Below are 19098 nucleotides of genomic sequence, written 5' to 3' on the forward strand. Positions count from 1 at the left end.
GAGTCGAAGGTAAAACAATAAGATGAAAACGCCCCTGATAACCCGTGAAGGGTATGAAAAACTCAAACAAGAGCTGAATTATCTCTGGCGTGAAGAGCGCCCGGAAGTCACCAAAAAAGTTACCTGGGCCGCAAGTCTGGGTGACCGCAGCGAAAATGCCGACTACCAGTATAATAAAAAGCGCCTGCGTGAGATCGACCGCCGCGTCCGATATTTGACCAAGTGCATGGAGAATCTGAAAATCGTCGATTACTCCCCGCAGCAGGAGGGCAAAGTCTTCTTTGGCGCATGGGTTGAGATTGAAAATGACGATGGCGACATCCGCAAATTCCGTATTGTTGGCTACGATGAGATCTTCGGTCGTAAAGATTACATCTCTATCGACTCACCAATGGCGCGAGCGCTGCTGAAAAAAGAAGTCGGCGATCTCGCAGTAGTAAACACTCCTGGTGGCGAAGCCAGCTGGTACGTGAACGAGATTGAATACGTTAAGTGAGACCGGAACAATCCGAAGCCCCGGCAGATGGCTGGCATTTTTGTCAGTCAATCCGTATAACTATCCCCTGATTTTTTATCCTATAGACGAAGCTATCCATGATGAATGATTCTTTCTGCCGCATTATCGCAGGTGAAATTCAGGCTCGTGCTGAACAGGTAGAAGCTGCCGTTCGCCTGCTTGACGAAGGGAACACCGTGCCGTTTATCGCACGATATCGTAAGGAAATCACCGGCGGTCTGGACGATACGCAACTGCGTAATCTGGAAACCCGTCTGGGATATCTGCGTGAACTGGAAGACCGCCGTCAGGCAATCCTGAAATCTATCGGCGAGCAAGGCAAACTGACCGACGACCTGGCGAAAGCGATCAACGGCACGTTAAGTAAGACCGAACTCGAAGATCTCTATCTGCCGTACAAACCTAAACGCCGTACCCGTGGGCAGATCGCCATTGAAGCAGGCCTTGAACCGCTGGCAGACCTGCTGTGGAACGAGCCGTCTCACGACCCGGAAACAGAAGCCGCTAAATATCTCAACGCCGACAACGGCGTGGCGGATACCAAAGCGGCCCTCGACGGCGCACGTTACATCCTGATGGAACGCTTCGCTGAAGATGCCGCGCTGCTGGCGAAAGTGCGTGACTATCTGTGGAAGAACGCGCATTTGGTTTCCACCGTGGTAAGCGGTAAAGAAGAGGAAGGCGCGAAATTCCGCGACTACTTCGATCACCACGAACCGATCTCTACCGTGCCATCCCACCGTGCGCTGGCCATGTTCCGTGGCCGTAACGAAGGCGTGCTGCAGCTTTCGCTGAATGCCGATCCGCAATTCGATGAGCCGCCGAAAGAGAGCCACGGCGAACAGATTATCCAGAACCACCTGGGACTGCGCCTGAACAACGCACCGGCAGACAGCTGGCGTAAAGGCGTTGTAAGCTGGACATGGCGAATTAAGGTGCTGATGCACCTCGAAACCGAACTGATGGGCACCGTGCGCGAACGCGCGGAAGATGAAGCAATCAACGTCTTTGCCCGCAACCTGCATGACCTGCTGATGGCGGCTCCGGCCGGCCTGCGCGCCACCATGGGCCTCGATCCCGGCCTGCGTACCGGCGTGAAGGTGGCGGTTGTTGACGGTACCGGTAAGCTGGTCGCGACCGACACCATTTATCCACACACCGGTCAGGCCGCCAAAGCCGCCGTTGCCGTTGCGGCGCTGTGTGAAAAATACAACGTTGAGCTGGTGGCGATTGGTAACGGTACAGCGTCGCGCGAAACCGAGCGCTTCTTCCTCGACGTGCAGAAACAGTTCCCGAAAGTCACCGCGCAGAAAGTGATCGTCAGCGAAGCCGGGGCATCGGTTTACTCGGCTTCCGAGCTGGCGGCGCAGGAGTTCCCGGATCTCGACGTTTCATTGCGTGGCGCAGTGTCTATCGCCCGTCGTTTGCAGGATCCGCTGGCTGAGCTGGTGAAAATCGATCCGAAATCCATCGGTGTAGGCCAGTATCAACACGACGTTAGCCAGACACAACTGGCGCGTAAGCTGGACGCGGTGGTGGAAGACTGTGTGAACGCCGTCGGCGTCGATCTCAATACCGCTTCCGTTCCGCTGTTGACCCGCGTGGCCGGCCTGACACGCATGATGGCGCAAAATATCGTTGCCTGGCGTGATGAGAACGGTCAGTTCCAGAACCGTCAGCAATTGCTGAAAGTCAGCCGTCTGGGGCCAAAAGCTTTTGAACAGTGCGCAGGCTTCCTGCGCATCAACCATGGCGATAACCCACTGGATGCCTCCACCGTTCACCCGGAAGCCTATCCGATTGTGGAACGCATTCTGGCCGCTACCGAGCAATCGCTGCGTGACCTGATGGGCAACAGCAACGAACTGCGCAATCTGAAAGCCGCCGATTTTACTGACGAACGCTTCGGGGTGCCGACCGTCACCGACATCATCAAAGAGCTGGAAAAGCCGGGTCGCGATCCGCGTCCTGAATTTAAAACCGCGCAGTTTGCCGATGGTGTCGAAACCATGAACGATCTGCTGCCGGGAATGATCCTGGAAGGGGCGGTCACCAACGTCACCAATTTCGGCGCGTTTGTTGATATCGGCGTTCATCAGGATGGCCTGGTGCATATCTCTTCGCTGTCGAATAAGTTCGTCGACGATCCACACACCGTGGTGAAAGCGGGCGACATTGTGAAGGTGAAAGTGCTGGAAGTGGACCTGCAACGTAAGCGTATCGCGCTGACCATGCGTCTGGACGAGCAGCCGGGTGAAACCAATGCGCGTCGCGGCGGCGGGAATAACGATCGCACTCAGGGCAATCGCCCAGCGCCAAAAGCGGCGAAACCGCGTGGCCGTGACGCCCAGCCTGCGGGCAACAGCGCTATGATGGATGCGCTGGCGGCGGCAATGGGTAAAAAGCGCTAAGTTTAAACCGTGTGCCGGATGACGGAATCAATACCTTATCCGGCATATTTAATATATCCCCCGCTTTTCACCACAATATATTTATCACTTTATTAACAGATGAAACCTTAATTAAACATTAAGATTCTCAATAATTACCTCCGCGAACCATTCTTTCCCTACAAGAATAAATATTGAGGAATATCAAAATTGGCTCAAATTATTATCCAATTGTACATTCCGTCACATTTATTCTATTGATGATAGAAACCATTCTCATTATCATTGTTTTGTTGATTATTTACTCTTTCCTTACGTTGGCTAATCATCTGGTCTCATGCCGCCCTGTCGCCCCATGAGGTAATCATCCAGTTAGCGAGATATAAGTAGGTCCCTATGCAATTCACTCCTGACAGTGCGTGGAAAATTACCGGCTTTGCCCGTGAAATCAGCCCGGCTTATCGTCAGAAACTGTTGTCACTTGGCATGCTGCCCGGCTCCTCCTTCAACGTAGTACGCGTCGCCCCGCTCGGCGATCCTATCCATATCGAAACGCGTCGCGTAAGTCTGGTATTGCGTAAAAAGGATTTGGCGTTATTAGAAGTGGAAGCGGTTTCCTGTTAATACAGTGAGTCTATAAAAATGAAAAAACTAACCATTGGTTTAATTGGTAATCCTAATTCCGGCAAGACAACTTTATTCAACCAGCTTACCGGCGCGCGCCAGCGTGTAGGTAACTGGGCTGGCGTTACCGTTGAGCGTAAAGAAGGTCATTTCGCCACAACGGACCATCAGGTCACGCTGGTGGATTTACCCGGCACCTATTCTCTGACGACAATCTCATCCCAGACCTCTCTCGATGAGCAGATTGCCTGCCACTATATTTTAAGCGGCGACGCGGATCTGTTGATCAACGTGGTCGATGCTTCAAACCTTGAACGCAACCTCTACCTGACGTTGCAACTGCTTGAGTTGGGCATCCCCTGCATCGTCGCGTTGAATATGCTGGATATCGCTGAAAAGCAGCAAATCCGTATTGATATCGACGCCCTCTCAGCACGTCTTGGCTGCCCGGTGGTTCCGCTGGTTTCCACCCGCGCCCGCGGCATTGAAGCGCTGAAGCTGGCGATCGATCGCTACAAAGAAAACGACACCGTCGAGCTGGTCCATTATGCCCAGCCGTTGCTGCAGGAAGCGGATTCCCTCGCCGACGCGATGGCCAAAGATATGCCGCTCAAACAGCGCCGCTGGCTGGGCCTGCAGATGCTGGAAGGCGATATCTACAGCCGCGCATATGCGGGTGATGCCGCGCAAAATCTCGATGCTTCCATCGCACGCCTGAGCGAGACTATGGACGATCCGGCGCTGCACATCGCCGATGCGCGCTATCAGTGCATTGCCGCTATCTGCGATACCGTCAGCAATACTCTGACGGCAGAACCGAGCCGTTTCACCACCGCGGTAGATAAAATCGTTCTCAACCGCTTCCTCGGGCTACCGATTTTCCTGTTCGTGATGTACCTGATGTTCCTGCTCGCCATTAACATCGGTGGCGCGCTGCAACCGTTGTTTGACGTTGGCTCCGTAGCACTCTTTATCCATGGTATTCAGTGGATTGGCTACACGCTGCACTTCCCGGACTGGCTAACCATCTTCCTGGCCCAGGGCCTTGGCGGCGGGATTAACACCGTGCTGCCGCTGGTACCGCAAATCGGCATGATGTACCTGTTCCTCTCCTTCCTTGAAGACTCCGGCTACATGGCGCGCGCCGCGTTTGTGATGGACCGTCTGATGCAGGCGCTGGGACTGCCGGGCAAATCGTTCGTCCCGCTGATCGTCGGCTTTGGCTGTAACGTACCGTCCGTGATGGGCGCACGTACGCTGGACGCCCCGCGTGAGCGTCTGATGACCATCATGATGGCGCCGTTTATGTCCTGCGGCGCACGTCTGGCGATTTTCGCCGTCTTTGCCGCGGCGTTCTTTGGTCAGAACGGCGCACTGGCGGTCTTCTCGCTGTACGTACTGGGTATCGTGATGGCTGTGTTGACGGGCCTGATGCTCAAACACACCATCATGCGTGGTGAAGCAACGCCGTTCGTGATGGAGCTGCCGGTATACCACGTGCCGCACATCAAGAGTCTGATTATTCAGACCTGGCAACGGCTGAAAGGCTTCGTTCTGCGTGCAGGTAAAGTCATCATCATCGTCAGCATTTTCCTCAGCGCGTTTAACAGTTTCTCGCTGAGCGGGAAAATCGTCGATAACATCAACGACTCTGCTCTGGCCTCCGTTAGCCGTGTTATTACTCCTGTGTTTAAACCGATTGGCGTTCACGAAGATAACTGGCAGGCAACCGTAGGTTTGTTCACCGGCGCGATGGCGAAAGAAGTGGTGGTGGGTACGCTGAACACGCTCTATACCGCGGAAAACATTCAGGAAGAAGAGTTCAACCCGGCAGATTTCCACCTCGGTGACGAGCTGCTCGGCGCAGTGGATGAAACCTGGCAAAGCCTGAAAGACACCTTTAGCCTGAGCGTACTGGCTAACCCTATCGAAGCCAGCAAGGGCGACGGCGAAATGGCGACGGGCGCAATGGGCGTGATGGGCGAGAAATTTGGCAGCGCCGCCGCCGCGTACAGCTACCTGATCTTTGTTCTGCTGTATGTGCCGTGCATTTCAGTGATGGGCGCTATCGCACGTGAATCCAGCCGTGGCTGGATGGGCTTCTCGGTTCTGTGGGGGCTGAATATCGCTTATTCGCTGTCAACGCTGTTTTATCAGGCGGTCAGCTACAAAGAACACCCGACCTACAGCCTGGTGTGCATTTTAGCGGTCATTCTGTTTAACATCGTGCTGCTGGGCCTGCTGCGTCGAGCTCGCAGCCGCGTGGACCTCGCACTGCTGGCAACCAACAAAACGGCGAGTTCCTGCTGTTCCAGCACGACTGGCGATTGCCACTAAGGTTATCGACAATGGCATCACTTATTCAGGTTCGTGATTTATTGGCTTTGCGGGGGCGTATGGAGGCAACACAAATTAGCCACACGCTGCATACCCCGCAGCCCATGATTGACGCCATGCTGAATCAGTTAGAAAAGATGGGCAAAGCGGTGCGGATTCAGGAAGATGCCGACGGGTGTCTTTCCGGAAGCTGCAAAAGTTGCCCGGAAGGTAAAGCCTGCCTGCGCGAATGGTGGGCTTTACGCTAATCAGATGCTCTTTGCCGGATGGCGCTACGCTTATCCGGCCTACAAATGATGCAAACGTCCAGGCCGGATAATTCGTTTATGCAGATATCCGGCTTTTTTGCGTAATGGATTCCACATAGATTTCATTATTTCAGCAAAAAAGATCTATCCTCCAGCCAGCCACGCATCGTTATTAATTCGTGGATGATTACTGCCGACCATGAAAGTAGAGTCTCGTCATCTTGTTCCTCAGGTGACGGACCGCCATGAATGCTGACACGACTGCTACGCCGCATGACGCGATTTTCAAAACGTTCTTAAACCACCCGGCAACCGCACGCGACTTTCTACAGCTCCATCTTCCAGCCTCTTTACAAAAACTATGCGATCTTAAAACGCTGCAACTGGAATCAGGCAGCTTTATCGAGGACGATTTACGCGCGTACTATTCCGACGTGCTGTGGTCGTTAAAAACTCGCGAAGGTGATGGTTACATTTACACCATTATTGAACATCAAAGCAGCGCCGATGCTCACATGGCATTTCGGCTAATGCGCTATGCCATTGCGGTAATGCAGCGTCATCTGGATGCGGGACATAAGAAACTGCCTCTGGTAATCCCCCTACTTTTTTATCATGGTGCAACAAGCCCCTACCCCTATTCACTTTGTTGGCTGGACGAGTTTGATGACCCGGAGTCCGCCAGACAGCTTTATAGCACCGCGTTTCCACTGATCGATATCACCGTTGTGCCCGATGACGAGATTATGCAGCATCGCCGGATGGCGCTGTTGGAACTCATCCAAAAACATATCCGTAAACGCGATTTGATGGGGCTGGTAGAAAAACTGGCCATCCTGCTTGTTAAAGGACACGCTAATGACAGCCAGTTGAAAGCCTTGTTTAATTACCTGATGCAAGCCGGAGACACCGTGCATTTTGGCGAGTTTATTCATGAAATCGCCGAACGTTTACCCCAACATAAGGACAAGTTGATGACTATCGCCGAAAGATTACGACAGGAAGGGCATCTTAATGGCCTTCAGGAAGGCCATCGGAAAGGATTACAAGAGGGGTTACAAACGGGCAAACGAGAGGAAGCTTTGCGCATCGCGACGACCATGCTAGCGGATGGTATCGACAGATTAACAATACTCAGAATTACTGGGCTTAGCGCTGAAGACCTGCCAGCACAACCCCATTAATTTCAGGCCCGGCAAGCGCGACGCTACCGGGCAAATCAACAGGGGCTATAGCTGGTGTTTTAACGCCACCAGCGCTGAGCAGAACTCCGCCGGATGCGAGATAAACGGCGCATGCGCCGCCTTAGCAAACACCAACGACTCACTCTGCGGCCACAGGGCATCCAACATCGGGACGACTTTGCGCGGCACCAGGCCATCAAGATAGCCGTATAGCCGCAGGAAAGGCATTTCCACCGTGCACAGCGGTTCTCGCAGATCGACCGTTTTCAGGATCTCCAGCCCGCCATTAAGCACTTCGACGTCCGGCATGGGTAAAGCCAGCACCGTTTTCTTCAACGCTCGCGCATCCTGACGCGCGGTTTCCGTACCCATCGTTTGCAATGCCAGAAAACGCTCCACTGTACGCTGGAAATCTTCGCTCAGCTGCTGCTGGAAGCCTGCCAGCACCTCTGGCTTGATACCCGGCCACTCATCCCGCGCGCTAAAGCAAGGGGAAGACGCGACGGTCACCAGCGCCTGAACACGCTCAGGATGCGTTAGGGCTACCTGACTCGCGACCAGCCCGCCCAGACTCCAGCCGAGCCAGATAGCTTTCTCCGGTGCCTGTTTCAATACCCGCTCAGCCATCTCTTCCAGCGACATTGCACCGAAACCCTGGCTACGACCAAATCCCGGTAAGTCGACAAGATGCAGCGTAAAATGCGAACTCAGTTCCTCGCTTATGCAATGCCACACTTGCGCATTCAGTCCCCATCCGTGCAGCAGCACAAGATGGCAATTTCCCGAACCCTGGGTCTGCCACCAGATGTCATTCATCAGTTATTGTTCTCTTTTAGCCTGAAAGGATGCATCTATGCTAACAGTACCGGGATTGTGCTGGCTATGCCGAATGCCCCTGACGTTAGGGCATTGGGGGATCTGCTCAGTCTGTACGCGGGCAACGCGCCAACACGCCAGCCTATGCCCCCAATGTGGACTCCCTGCCGCTCATACCGTCATTCCCTGTGGGCGCTGCCTGCAAAAACCGCCGCCGTGGCAGCGGCTGGTCACCGTCAGCGACTATGCTCCGCCGTTGAGCGGGCTTATTCACCAGCTCAAGTTTTCGCGACGCAGCGAAACAGCCTCCGCTCTTTCGCGTTTGCTGTTGCTGGAGGTACTACAGGCCCGGCGCGTCAGCGCTCTTCCTCTGCCGGACAGGCTGGTCAGCGTCCCGCTCTGGCAACGCCGACACTGGCGCAGAGGGTTTAATCAGAGCGATTTACTGTGCCGTCCGCTTGCACGCTGGCTGGGTTGCGACTGGGACAGCCGGACCATCTCGCGGGTTCGGGCAACCGCCACACAGCACCATCTCAGCGCCCGATTACGTAAACGTAACCTGAAAAATGCCTTTCGCCTTGAATTGCCGGTGCAGGGACTCCATATGGTTATTGTGGATGATGTCGTCACTACCGGAAGTACCGTCGCGGAAATCGCGCAGCTGCTTTTACGCAACGGCGCGGCGACTGTCCAGGTATGGTGCCTGTGTCGAACCTTGTAGAGCCTCGATGATGGGCGTATTATAACCAAGTAAAATAGTCAACTATTAGGCCATTACTATGATCCATATTTCCGATGCTGCACAAGCGCACTTTGCCAAACTGCTGGCAAATCAGGAAGAAGGGACGCAAATCCGCGTATTTGTGATTAATCCCGGCACGCCTAACGCTGAATGCGGCGTTTCTTATTGTCCGCCGGACGCCGTGGAAGCAACCGACACCGCCATTAAATTTGACCTGCTGACCGCATATGTTGATGAACTGAGCGCACCGTATCTGGAAGATGCAGAAATCGATTTCGTTACCGACCAGTTAGGCTCCCAGCTGACCCTGAAAGCACCAAACGCCAAAATGCGTAAAGTTGCCGATGATGCGCCGCTGATGGAACGCGTGGAGTACATGCTGCAATCGCAGATCAACCCACAGCTGGCTGGCCACGGTGGTCGCGTATCTCTGATGGAAATCACCGATGAAGGCTACGCCATTCTGCAGTTTGGCGGCGGCTGTAACGGCTGTTCAATGGTCGATGTGACGCTGAAAGAAGGTATCGAGAAGCAGCTGCTGGCTGAATTCCCTGAACTGAAAGGCGTTCGCGATTTAACCGAACACCAGCGCGGCGAGCACTCTTACTACTAACGACCAGACTTGTAGGCCCGGTAAGACGCATCCGCGTCGCCACCGGGCATCGATGCCGGATGGCAGCGTAAACGCTTTATCCGGCCTACGCCCTTACATTTCTCTGCACGTACCCTGTAATAATCCCCTGCATAATTTGACCAGCCTCTCATAATTTAAATTTTGCCTGCCCAGGTGATTTTCAAGCGCCACATGTTACCCGTATCATTCGTATCAGCACCTAACACACACATAATAGCCAGCTAAACTGATTAGTTTTGCAGGCAACCAGCATTGGTGCTGAGAATACTCTGTTCCCGGTCGGGACAATCGGAATTTGTCATCTAAACACTGACGTTACCCATAACAAAGTTAAGGCCAGGTAAATCATGCCATTAGTCATCGTTGCTATCGGTGTAATCTTGTTACTCCTCCTGATGATCCGTTTCAAAATGAACGGTTTCATCGCTCTCGTCCTGGTGGCGCTTGCTGTCGGATTGATGCAAGGGATGCCACTGGATAAAGTCATCGGTTCAATTAAAGCCGGCGTCGGCGGAACCCTTGGCAGCCTCGCCCTGATTATGGGTTTTGGCGCCATGCTGGGCAAAATGCTGGCGGACTGCGGCGGCGCACAGCGCATCGCAACCACCCTGATTGCTAAATTCGGCAAAAAACATATTCAATGGGCGGTGGTATTAACCGGCTTCACCGTTGGTTTTGCCCTGTTCTACGAAGTTGGTTTCGTACTGATGCTGCCGCTGGTGTTCACCATTGCCGCTGCTGCCAATATCCCGCTGCTGTACGTTGGCGTGCCAATGGCTGCGGCACTGTCCGTAACGCACGGCTTCCTGCCACCGCACCCGGGTCCAACCGCTATTGCCACCATTTTCCACGCAGATATGGGTAAAACCCTGCTGTTTGGTACGATTCTGGCAATCCCGACCGTTATTCTCGCCGGTCCGGTATACGCACGTTTCCTGAAAGGCATTGATAAGCCAATCCCGGAAGGTCTGTACAGCGCAAAAACCTTCACTGAAGAAGAGATGCCAGGCTTTGGCGTCAGCGTCTGGACCTCTCTGGTCCCGGTTATTCTGATGGCAATGCGCGCCGTGGCGGAGATGATTCTGCCGAAAGGTCATGCTTTCCTGACGGTTGCAGAATTCCTCGGTGACCCGGTCATGGCAACGCTGATTGCAGTGCTGATTGCGATGTTCACGTTTGGTCTGAACCGCGGACGTTCGATGGATCAGATTAACGACACGCTGGTGTCTTCAATCAAAATCATTGCGATGATGCTGTTGATCATCGGCGGCGGCGGTGCCTTCAAACAGGTTCTGGTTGATAGCGGCGTCGACAAATACATCGCCTCAATGATGCACGGCTCTAACGTGTCTCCGCTGCTGATGGCATGGTCTATCGCTGCAGTACTGCGTATCGCATTGGGTTCCGCAACCGTTGCAGCGATCACCGCTGGTGGGATAGTGGCGCCGCTGATTGCAACAACCGGCGTAAGCCCTGAGCTGATGGTTATTGCGGTTGGTTCCGGTTCTGTCATCTTCTCCCACGTGAACGATCCAGGTTTCTGGCTGTTCAAGGAGTACTTCAACCTGACCATCGGTGAAACCATCAAGTCATGGTCAATGCTGGAAACCATTATCTCCGTCTGCGGTCTGGTAGGGTGTCTGCTGCTGGGTATGGTGGTCTGATAAAACGGTGCCGGGTGGCGCTTCGCTTACCCGGCCTACCGCTGTCATCGTAGGCCGGATAAGACGCACTCTGCGTCGCCATCCGGCAAAATAACACTACTTCTTCTTCGCCGCCGCTTTTCGCCGCTTATCCAAATCCTTAATCAGCTTATTCACTCTCTCATCGGCAAACATCTGCTCCAGCGTGGCGGTGAGCTTACGCCGCCAGTTTTTGTACTGGTCGCTGGTCCCCGGAATGTTGACCGGTTCAGCCATATCCAGCCAGTCTTCCGGTTGTAGGCCCAGCAGCGCACTGTTGCTGTCAGCGATGTAGCGTTGCATGCCGCGATTAAGAATCGGCGTCATCGACATCAGGGATGCCTTGTGACCGGCACGTTTTGGCAGGCAGCCGTATTTGTGCAGCGCGTCCAGCAGCCCCTGTTTCGCCAGTTCTCGGTCCTGATACAACCCGCGCAGCACGACTTCATCCGGATACAGGCCCAGTGCTTTACCTAGCGTCAAATCGCCGCTATCCCAATAACCTTTAAGCGTAGGAAGGTCATGCGTCGCCGCGACTGCCATTGATTGTTCCGGGTACGCTTTCGGCGTACGGAAGTTTTTCTCATGGTCATTCTCGAAATAAAGCACTTTGTAGGAGTACACGCCGCTGTCGCGCAGCTTGCTGACGATCTCCACTGGCACAGTACCCAGATCCTCACCAATTACCATGCAGTGATGACGTTTACTCTCCAGCGCCAGAATTGAAAGCAGGTCATCGACCGGATAGTGCACGTAAGCGCCGTGATCGGCAGTTTCACCGTAGGGGATCCACCACAGACGCAGCATCGACATAACATGGTCGATACGCAGCGCACCGCAGTTCTGCATATTGGCGCGCAGCAGTTCGATAAACGGTTCGTAGGCGCGTGCCGTAATGATGTGCGGATCCATCGGCGGCAGCCCCCAGTTTTGTCCGAGCGGACCGAGAATATCCGGCGGCGCACCAACCGAGGCTTTCAGGCAATACAGCTCGCGGTCGCACCAGGTTTCCGCCCCACCTTCGGCCACACCAACCGCCAGATCGCGATACAGTCCAATCGGCATCGCAAAACTCTGGCTGGTTTTCCAGCAGTCAGCAAACTGGGTATACGCCAGCCACTGTAACCACAGATAGAAATCCACATCGTCACGATGTTCTTCGCAGAAGTGTTTTACCTCCGACGAGTCCACTGACTGGAAAGCTTCCGGCCACACCGGCCATCCCCAGCGCAATGCGTCCTCTTTCACCTGATGCGCATGCAGCGCATCAAAGGCTGCCTGCCAGTAGAGGCTGTCCCCTTCCTGAGACACAAACTGGCGAAATGCCGCCATCTGCTCATCATCACGTGCGGAGAAGCTTTTCCACGCCATACGTAGCGCCGTCATCTTCAGTGCAGTAACGGCAGAATAATCAACCCACTCGGCATCGCGCGCACGTTGCAGAGCTTGCTGAGTCGCGGGTTTCTGCCACCACGCCTGCGCCTCTTTACTCAGGCGGAAATCGTCTACGGCGTTCACATCAATATAAATCACGTTCAACCAGCGGCGTGAAGACGGGCTGTACGGGCTGGCGCTCTCCGGGTTAGCCGGATACAGCGCGTGAATAGGATTTAGCCCGATAAACGCGCCGCCGCGTTGCGCCACATCTACCAGCATGGCGCGGAGATCGCCAAAGTCGCCAATCCCCCAATTCTTTTCTGATCGCAGGGTGTAGAGCTGAACGCATGCGCCCCACAGCTTCTGCCCGGCTAACAGCGCCTGCGGTTCATAGCAGCGCTTTGGCGCCACGATGATACGACAATGGGTACGCAGCTCGCCCTGGGTCAGGGTCAACGTGTGATACCCCTCCGGCAGCTTCGCCGGAAGAGTGAAAGATTTACCGCCGACGGCATGCCCTTTGTGCTGCACGCCCTCTTCGGTGGTCAGCAGCCAGTTAAACTCTCCGCTTCCCTCAACCGCCAGCGGCATTTTCTTGCCAGCGGTGTAGACCATGACATTCGGCACCGGAGTTACCGCCACCTGAGTGGCAGCGGTGGTGCGATGCATGGCGTCAAGCAAACGCCGTTTGGTTTCGGCACCAATAGACTGCGGTTTACCGTGGGCATTAATGTAATTGGGGCTGATCCCCGCCGCCAGCGCGGCATTATCCAGACGTTTGCTTTCCATCGCGATTCCTTAACGTTTCGCCTGCCAGATACGAGCCTGATAATCGCGGATGGAGCGATCCGAGCTGAACATGCCGCAACGTGCGGTATTCAGAATCGCCGCCCGGGTCCAGGCTTCCTGGTCACGATACAACACGTCAACCTGCTTCTGAGCTTCAACGTAGGCCGCGAAGTCCGCCATCACCAGATACGGGTCGCCGCCCTGCTTGCCGATACTGTGCAGCATCTGGTCAAAGGCATGCTTGTCGCCGTCGCTGTATTTCCCGCTTTCCAGCTCTTTCAGGACAGCATCCAGCACTTTGTCTTTTTTACGCCATTTCACCGGGTCGTAGCCTTTGGCTTTGAGCACCTTCACCTCTTCCACGGTATGACCAAAGATAAAGATATTCTCGTCACCTACCTTCTCGGCGATTTCGACGTTTGCGCCATCCAGCGTACCAACGGTTAACGCACCGTTCAGCGCCAGCTTCATGTTACCGGTGCCGGAAGCCTCTTTCCCTGCGGTTGAAATCTGCTCAGAGATATCCGCCGCCGGGATCAGCATTTCCGCCGCCGAGACACAATAATCCGGCAGGAAGACGACCTTCAGCTTGTCGCCAACTTTCGGGTCGTTATTGATAGTTTGTGCAACCTGGTTGATGGCGAAGATGATATTTTTCGCCAGGTAGTAACCTGGAGCAGCTTTTGCGCCAAACAGGAATACGCGCGGCACGCGATCTGCCTGCGGGTTCTCACGGATTTCTTTGTACAACGCCAGAATATGCAGCAGGTTGAGGTGCTGACGCTTGTACTCATGCAGACGTTTAATCTGAATATCAAAGATAGCGTTAGTCGTTATTTCAATACCGGTACGCGCTTTAATAAACTTCACCAGACGCTCTTTGTTCGCCAGCTTGATGTCGCGATACTGCTGACGGAACTTCGCGTCGTCTGCATATTTTTCCAGGTTAATCAACTGGTCGAGGTCGTTGGCCCACTCTTTTTTCAGCGTTTTATCCAGCAGTGCGGCAAGCGCCGGGTTGCACTGCTTAATCCAGCGACGTGGGGTAATCCCATTGGTGACGTTATGGAATTTGTTCGGCCAGAGCTGGTGATATTCAGGGAACAGATCTTTCACCACCAGATCGGAGTGCAGCGCCGCCACACCGTTAACAGCAAAGCCGCTGACCACGCACATGTTAGCCATGCGCACCTGTTTGTTGTGCACCACCGCCAGCTTCGCCCAGACTTCAGCATCACCCGGCCAGGTTTTATCGACCAACGTCTTAAAGCGCTCGTTGATCTCTTTGATGATTTGCATATGGCGCGGCAGTAGCGCTTTCACCAGCTTCTCGTCCCAGCACTCCAGCGCCTCTGGCATAAGGGTGTGGTTGGTGTAAGCAAAGGTTTTGCTGGTAATGGCCCACGCATCGTCCCAGCTCATCTGGTGCTCATCAATCAGCACGCGCAGCAGCTCAGGAATGGCAATGGTCGGGTGAGTATCGTTGAGCTGAATAACTTCAAAATCAGCCAGCTCATGCAGTTTACGCCCTGCCAGATGATGGCGGCGCAGAATGTCAGCTACGGAACAGGCACACTGGAAGTACTGCTGCATCAGGCGCAGCTTTTTACCCGCGGTGTGGTTATCGTTCGGGTACAGCACTTTCGTCAGTTTTTCGGCGTCGATGCCCTGCTGCTCTGCGCGCAGGAAATCACCGTCGTTAAATTTGGTCAGGTTAAACGGATGCGCGTGGCTGGCCTGCCACAGACGCAGCGGTTGCGCTACGCCGTTACGGTAGCCGAGAACTGGCAGATCCCAGGCCTGACCGGTGATGGTAAAACCTGGCTCCCAGTGGCCTTCTTTGCTGACCTTACCGCCAATCCCAACCTGCACATCCAGCGCCTCGTTGTGACGGAACCACGGGTAGCTGCCACGATGCCAGTCATCCGGGGCTTCCATCTGTTGCCCATCGGCAAACGACTGACGGAACAGGCCGTACTGGTAGTTGAGGCCATAGCCCGTCGCCGACTGGCCGACAGTCGCCATCGAATCGAGGAAGCAGGCTGCCAGGCGTCCCAATCCACCGTTACCCAACGCCGGATCGGTCTCTTCTTCCAGCAGGTCGGTCAGGTTGACATCATGTGCTTTCAGCTCATCGCTCACCTCCTGATACCAGCCGAGGTTGAGTAAGTTGTTGCCGGTCAGACGGCCAATCAAAAACTCCATCGAGATGTAGTTAACGTGACGTTGATTTTTTGCCGGTTTCGCCGCAGGCTGGGCGCTGAGTAACTCAGCCAACGCCCCACTCACTGCCTGCCACCACTGGCGCGACGTCATTTCTTGAGCCGACAGTAAACCGAAGCGCTGCCACTGACGCGTCAGGGCAGCCTGAAATTGATCTTTGTTGAAAGTAGGCTGTGACATAGGGGTTCCAGATCCTTAGGTAATAAAACAACGTTATCGCTAGTTTGCCTGGCTCGTTGTTGACATTCCTCATCCTGGCACGGATTAGGGAGGGAGGAGGAGCGGGGATGAGCATAAAAGTGTGATCTCCGCCACTTAAAGGGGGCGTAATCACCCGTAAATTCGCGCAAACCGTGCATAACGCCCTTTGGATGACGCATTAATAACAAAGGATTAATCCACAATCTCAAATAATGGAGTGACGATGAGAAACAAAATGTAAATAGAGAAATAGTTTCTAACCTGAAATATCTATGCCGGGTAAGATAATTCACATAAAAATTTTAAGTCGGCCACAAAATTCGTCGATTTTGATTAGTCGCCTGAGTAACTATATAAAAACAGAGGGATTTTTCGACACATTAAAAATTACAACGGATCCAGTCGCCACGCCTGTTGCGACTCTTTAAAACAATTATTGCAATAGATGTATAGATTTGTGACATAGTGCAAAATCAGACACACAAAAAGTCCGCTTAGCTTGCATAAAACACCAATCTGGCCGACCTTATATCTATTAATTACGAAGCGCAAAAAAAATCATTCTTCCCTATTTTCACACAGTGAAGTGACTAACTTATGTTGATTCCGTCTAAATTAAGTCGTCCGGTTCGACTCGACCATACGGTGGTTCGTGAGCGCCTGTTGGCTAAACTTTCCGGCGTGAACAATTTCAGGCTTGCCCTGATAACAAGTCCTGCTGGTTATGGAAAAACAACGCTGGTTTCACAATGGGCGGCGGGGAAGAACGACTTAGGCTGGTACTCTCTGGATGAAGGCGATAATCAACAAGAGCGCTTTGCCAGCTATCTGATCGCCGCCATCCAACAGGCAACGGGTGGACATTGCACCACCAGCGAAGCGATGGTGCAAAAGCGCCAGTACGCCAGTCTGACGTCACTGTTTGCCCAGCTATTTATCGAACTGGCCGAGTGGCACCGTCCGCTCTACCTGGTGGTGGATGATTATCATCTGATCTCCAATCCGGCTATTCACGAAGCGATGCGTTTCTTCCTGCGCCACCAACCTGAAAACCTCACGCTGGTCGTACTGTCGCGCAACCTGCCGCAGTTAGGTATTGCCAACCTGCGGGTGCGCGATCAACTGCTGGAGATAGGCAGCCAACAGCTGGCCTTTAACCATCAGGAAGCCAAACAATTTTTCGACCGACGCTTGTCCTCTCCCATTGAAGCGGCAGAAAGCAGCCGGATGTGCGATGACGTTGCTGGCTGGGCCACAGCGTTACAGCTGATCGCCCTTTCCGCCCGCCAGAACAATAACTCTGCTCACCAGTCGGCACGACGCCTCGCCGGGATCAACGCCAGCCATTTGTCCGATTATCTGGTTGATGAAGTGCTGGACAGCGTCGACCTCGGCACCCGTCACTTCCTGCTGAAAAGCGCCATTCTGCGTTCCATGAACGATGCGCTGATCGTCCGCGTTACTGGGGAAGAAAATGGCCAGATGCGACTGGAAGAAATTGAGCGCCAGGGGTTATTCCTGCAGCGGATGGATGACGTTGGCGAGTGGTTCAGCTATCACCCGCTGTTTGGCAGCTTTTTACGCCAGCGCTGCCAATGGGAGTTGGCGAACGAACTGCCCGAAATACACCGCGCCGCCGCCGAAAGCTGGATGGCGCAAGGCTTCCCCAGCGAAGCTATCCACCACGCGCTGGCGGCCGGTGACGCCCATATGCTGCGCGATATCCTGCTTAATCATGCGTGGGGACTGTTTAACCACAGCGAGCTGACGTTACTGGAAGAGTCGCTGAAAGCCCTGCCGTGGGAAAGCCTGCTGGAAAATCCGCGTCTGGTTCTGCTACAGGCCTGGCTGATGCAGAGCCAGCACCGCTACGGAGAGGTTAACACCCTGCTGGCGCGCGCAGAGCAGGAAATAAAAGGCGACATGGAGCCAACGCTGCACGCCGAATTCAACGCTTTACGGGCGCAGGTAGCGATTAACGATGGCAACCCTGACGAAGCCGAACGCCTGGCAAAACTGGCGCTGGATGAATTACCCATCGCCTGGTTCTATAGTCGTATCGTCGCCACCTCGGTGCACGGCGAAGTCCTGCACTGTAAGGGCGATCTCACGCGCTCTCTGGCGTTAATGCAGCAAACCGAGCAAATGGCACGTCATCATGACGTCTGGCATTACGCACTGTGGAGCCTTATCCAGCAAAGCGAAATTTTGTTTGCCCAAGGCTTTTTACAGGCCGCCTGGGAGACTCAGGAAAAAGCGTTCCAGCTGATCAAAGAGCAGCACCTGGAACAGCTGCCAATGCACGAGTTCCTGGTGCGCATTCGTGCGCAGCTACTGTGGGCATGGGCGCGTCTGGATGAATCAGAAGCCTCTGCCCGTAGCGGTATTGAACTGCTTTCCACTTTCCAGCCGCAGCAGCAGCTACAGTGTCTGGCGCTGCTGGTTCAGTGTTCACTTGCGCGGGGCGATCTTGATAACGCTCGCAGCCTGCTCAACCGTCTGGAAAACCTGCTGGGCAACGGTCACTATCACAGCGACTGGATCTCCAACGCCGATAAGGTGCGGGTGATTTACTGGCAAATGGTGAGCGACAAAAACTCTGCCGCCAACTGGCTGCGCCACACGCCGAAACCAGAATTCGCCAATAACCACTTCCTGCAAAGCCAGTGGCGCAACATCGCTCGCGCGCAAATCCTGTTGGGTGAGTTTGAACCGGCTGAAATTGTGCTGGAAGAGTTGAATGAAAATGCACGCAATCTGCGCCTGATGAGCGATCTGAACCGTAACCTGCTGCTGCTTAATCAGCTCTACTGGCAGGCAGGACGCAAAAATGACGCCCAGCGTGTGTTACTCGAGGCCCTACAGCTGGCGAACCGCACCGGGTTTATCAGCCACTTTGTTATCGAAGGCGAGGCCATGGCGCAACAACTGCGTCAGCTGATTCAGCTCAATACCTTACCGGAACTCGATCAGCACCGCGCCCAGCGCATTTTGCGTGAAATTAACCAGCATCATCGCCATAAATTCGCCCACTTCGATGAAGGGTTCGTTGAGCGTCTGCTGACTCACCCGGAAGTACCGGAGCTTATCCGCACCAGCCCGCTGACCCAGCGCGAATGGCAGGTTCTGGGACTAATTTATTCGGGCTACAGCAACGAGCAGATCGCCGCAGAGCTGGCCGTCGCGGCAACGACCATCAAGACGCACATCCGCAATTTGTACCAAAAGCTCGGCGTCGCACACCGCCAGGATGCGGTGCAACATGCGCAGAAGCTGCTGAAAATGATGGGATACGGCGTGTAGTTAATGCCTGATACGCGACGCTTATCAGGCC

At 54.2% G+C, this 19098-nt stretch carries 13 protein-coding genes; 10 read left to right on the plus strand and 3 right to left on the minus strand.

Annotated features, from left to right (window positions below; translation table 11 throughout):
* The first annotated feature begins 22 nt into the window (after positions 1–22).
* The 6 genes from greB (at position 23) to WC1_RS02860 (ending at position 7300) form a co-directional block, all read left to right on the plus strand.
* On the plus strand, positions 23–496 hold the full coding sequence (gene greB, locus WC1_RS02885; protein WP_003023524.1) for a transcription elongation factor GreB: 474 nt from the start codon (positions 23–25) through the stop codon (positions 494–496).
* Positions 497–594: 98 nt separating this feature from the next.
* Positions 595–2928, plus strand: coding sequence for a Tex family protein (locus WC1_RS02880; protein ID WP_016151100.1), 2334 nt, complete (start codon positions 595–597; stop codon positions 2926–2928).
* A gap of 375 nt (positions 2929–3303) precedes the next feature.
* Positions 3304–3531, plus strand: a complete 228-nt coding sequence (gene feoA, locus WC1_RS02875; protein ID WP_003023519.1) for a ferrous iron transporter A — start codon at positions 3304–3306, stop codon at positions 3529–3531.
* Positions 3532–3549: 18 nt separating this feature from the next.
* A complete protein-coding gene (gene feoB / locus WC1_RS02870) occupies positions 3550–5868 on the plus strand; it encodes a Fe(2+) transporter permease subunit FeoB (protein ID WP_016151101.1) in 2319 nt (772 codons plus the stop codon).
* Positions 5869–5879: 11 nt separating this feature from the next.
* The gene (gene feoC / locus WC1_RS02865) at positions 5880–6116 is read left to right on the plus strand and encodes a [Fe-S]-dependent transcriptional repressor FeoC (RefSeq protein WP_003023516.1); all 237 of its coding nucleotides are present in this window, start codon (positions 5880–5882) and stop codon (positions 6114–6116) included.
* A 245-nt stretch (positions 6117–6361) separates the two neighbouring features.
* Positions 6362–7300 (plus strand): Rpn family recombination-promoting nuclease/putative transposase, encoded by a 939-nt coding sequence (locus WC1_RS02860; RefSeq protein ID WP_016151102.1) that lies wholly within the window; start codon positions 6362–6364, stop codon positions 7298–7300.
* Between the two features lie 45 nt (positions 7301–7345).
* On the opposite strand, the gene bioH is transcribed toward WC1_RS02860, so the two are convergent.
* Positions 7346–8116 carry a pimeloyl-ACP methyl ester esterase BioH gene (bioH, locus tag WC1_RS02855; protein WP_016151103.1) on the minus strand — a complete coding sequence of 257 codons (771 nt, stop codon included), beginning with the start codon at positions 8114–8116 and terminating at the stop codon, positions 7346–7348.
* Between the two features lie 37 nt (positions 8117–8153).
* On the opposite strand from bioH, the gene gntX reads away from it, so the two are divergent.
* The 3 genes from gntX to gntT all read left to right on the plus strand — a co-directional run bounded on the left by gntX (position 8154) and on the right by gntT (position 11156).
* Positions 8154–8837 (plus strand): DNA utilization protein GntX, encoded by a 684-nt coding sequence (gene gntX, locus WC1_RS02850; RefSeq protein ID WP_016151104.1) that lies wholly within the window; start codon positions 8154–8156, stop codon positions 8835–8837.
* Between the two features lie 58 nt (positions 8838–8895).
* Positions 8896–9471, plus strand: a complete 576-nt coding sequence (nfuA, locus tag WC1_RS02845) for a Fe-S biogenesis protein NfuA (protein ID WP_003023509.1) — start codon at positions 8896–8898, stop codon at positions 9469–9471.
* Between the two features lie 368 nt (positions 9472–9839).
* Positions 9840–11156: a gluconate transporter gene (gntT, locus tag WC1_RS02840; RefSeq protein ID WP_003023507.1), complete on the plus strand. Its 1317-nt coding sequence runs from the start codon at positions 9840–9842 to the stop codon at positions 11154–11156.
* Positions 11157–11252: 96 nt separating this feature from the next.
* Here gntT and malQ read toward each other — a convergent pair whose 3' ends face one another.
* The gene (malQ, locus tag WC1_RS02835) at positions 11253–13340 is read right to left on the minus strand and encodes a 4-alpha-glucanotransferase (protein ID WP_016151105.1); all 2088 of its coding nucleotides are present in this window, start codon (positions 13338–13340) and stop codon (positions 11253–11255) included.
* A gap of 9 nt (positions 13341–13349) precedes the next feature.
* Positions 13350–15743, minus strand: a complete 2394-nt coding sequence (malP, locus tag WC1_RS02830; protein WP_016151106.1) for a maltodextrin phosphorylase — start codon at positions 15741–15743, stop codon at positions 13350–13352.
* A 618-nt stretch (positions 15744–16361) separates the two neighbouring features.
* On the opposite strand from malP, the gene malT reads away from it, so the two are divergent.
* The gene (malT, locus tag WC1_RS02825) at positions 16362–19067 is read left to right on the plus strand and encodes an HTH-type transcriptional regulator MalT (protein ID WP_003848003.1); all 2706 of its coding nucleotides are present in this window, start codon (positions 16362–16364) and stop codon (positions 19065–19067) included.
* Positions 19068–19098: the final 31 nt, after the last annotated feature.

The organism is Citrobacter sp. KTE30 (assembly GCF_000398825.1).
GTDB classification, from domain to species: Bacteria; Pseudomonadota; Gammaproteobacteria; order Enterobacterales; family Enterobacteriaceae; genus Citrobacter; species Citrobacter freundii.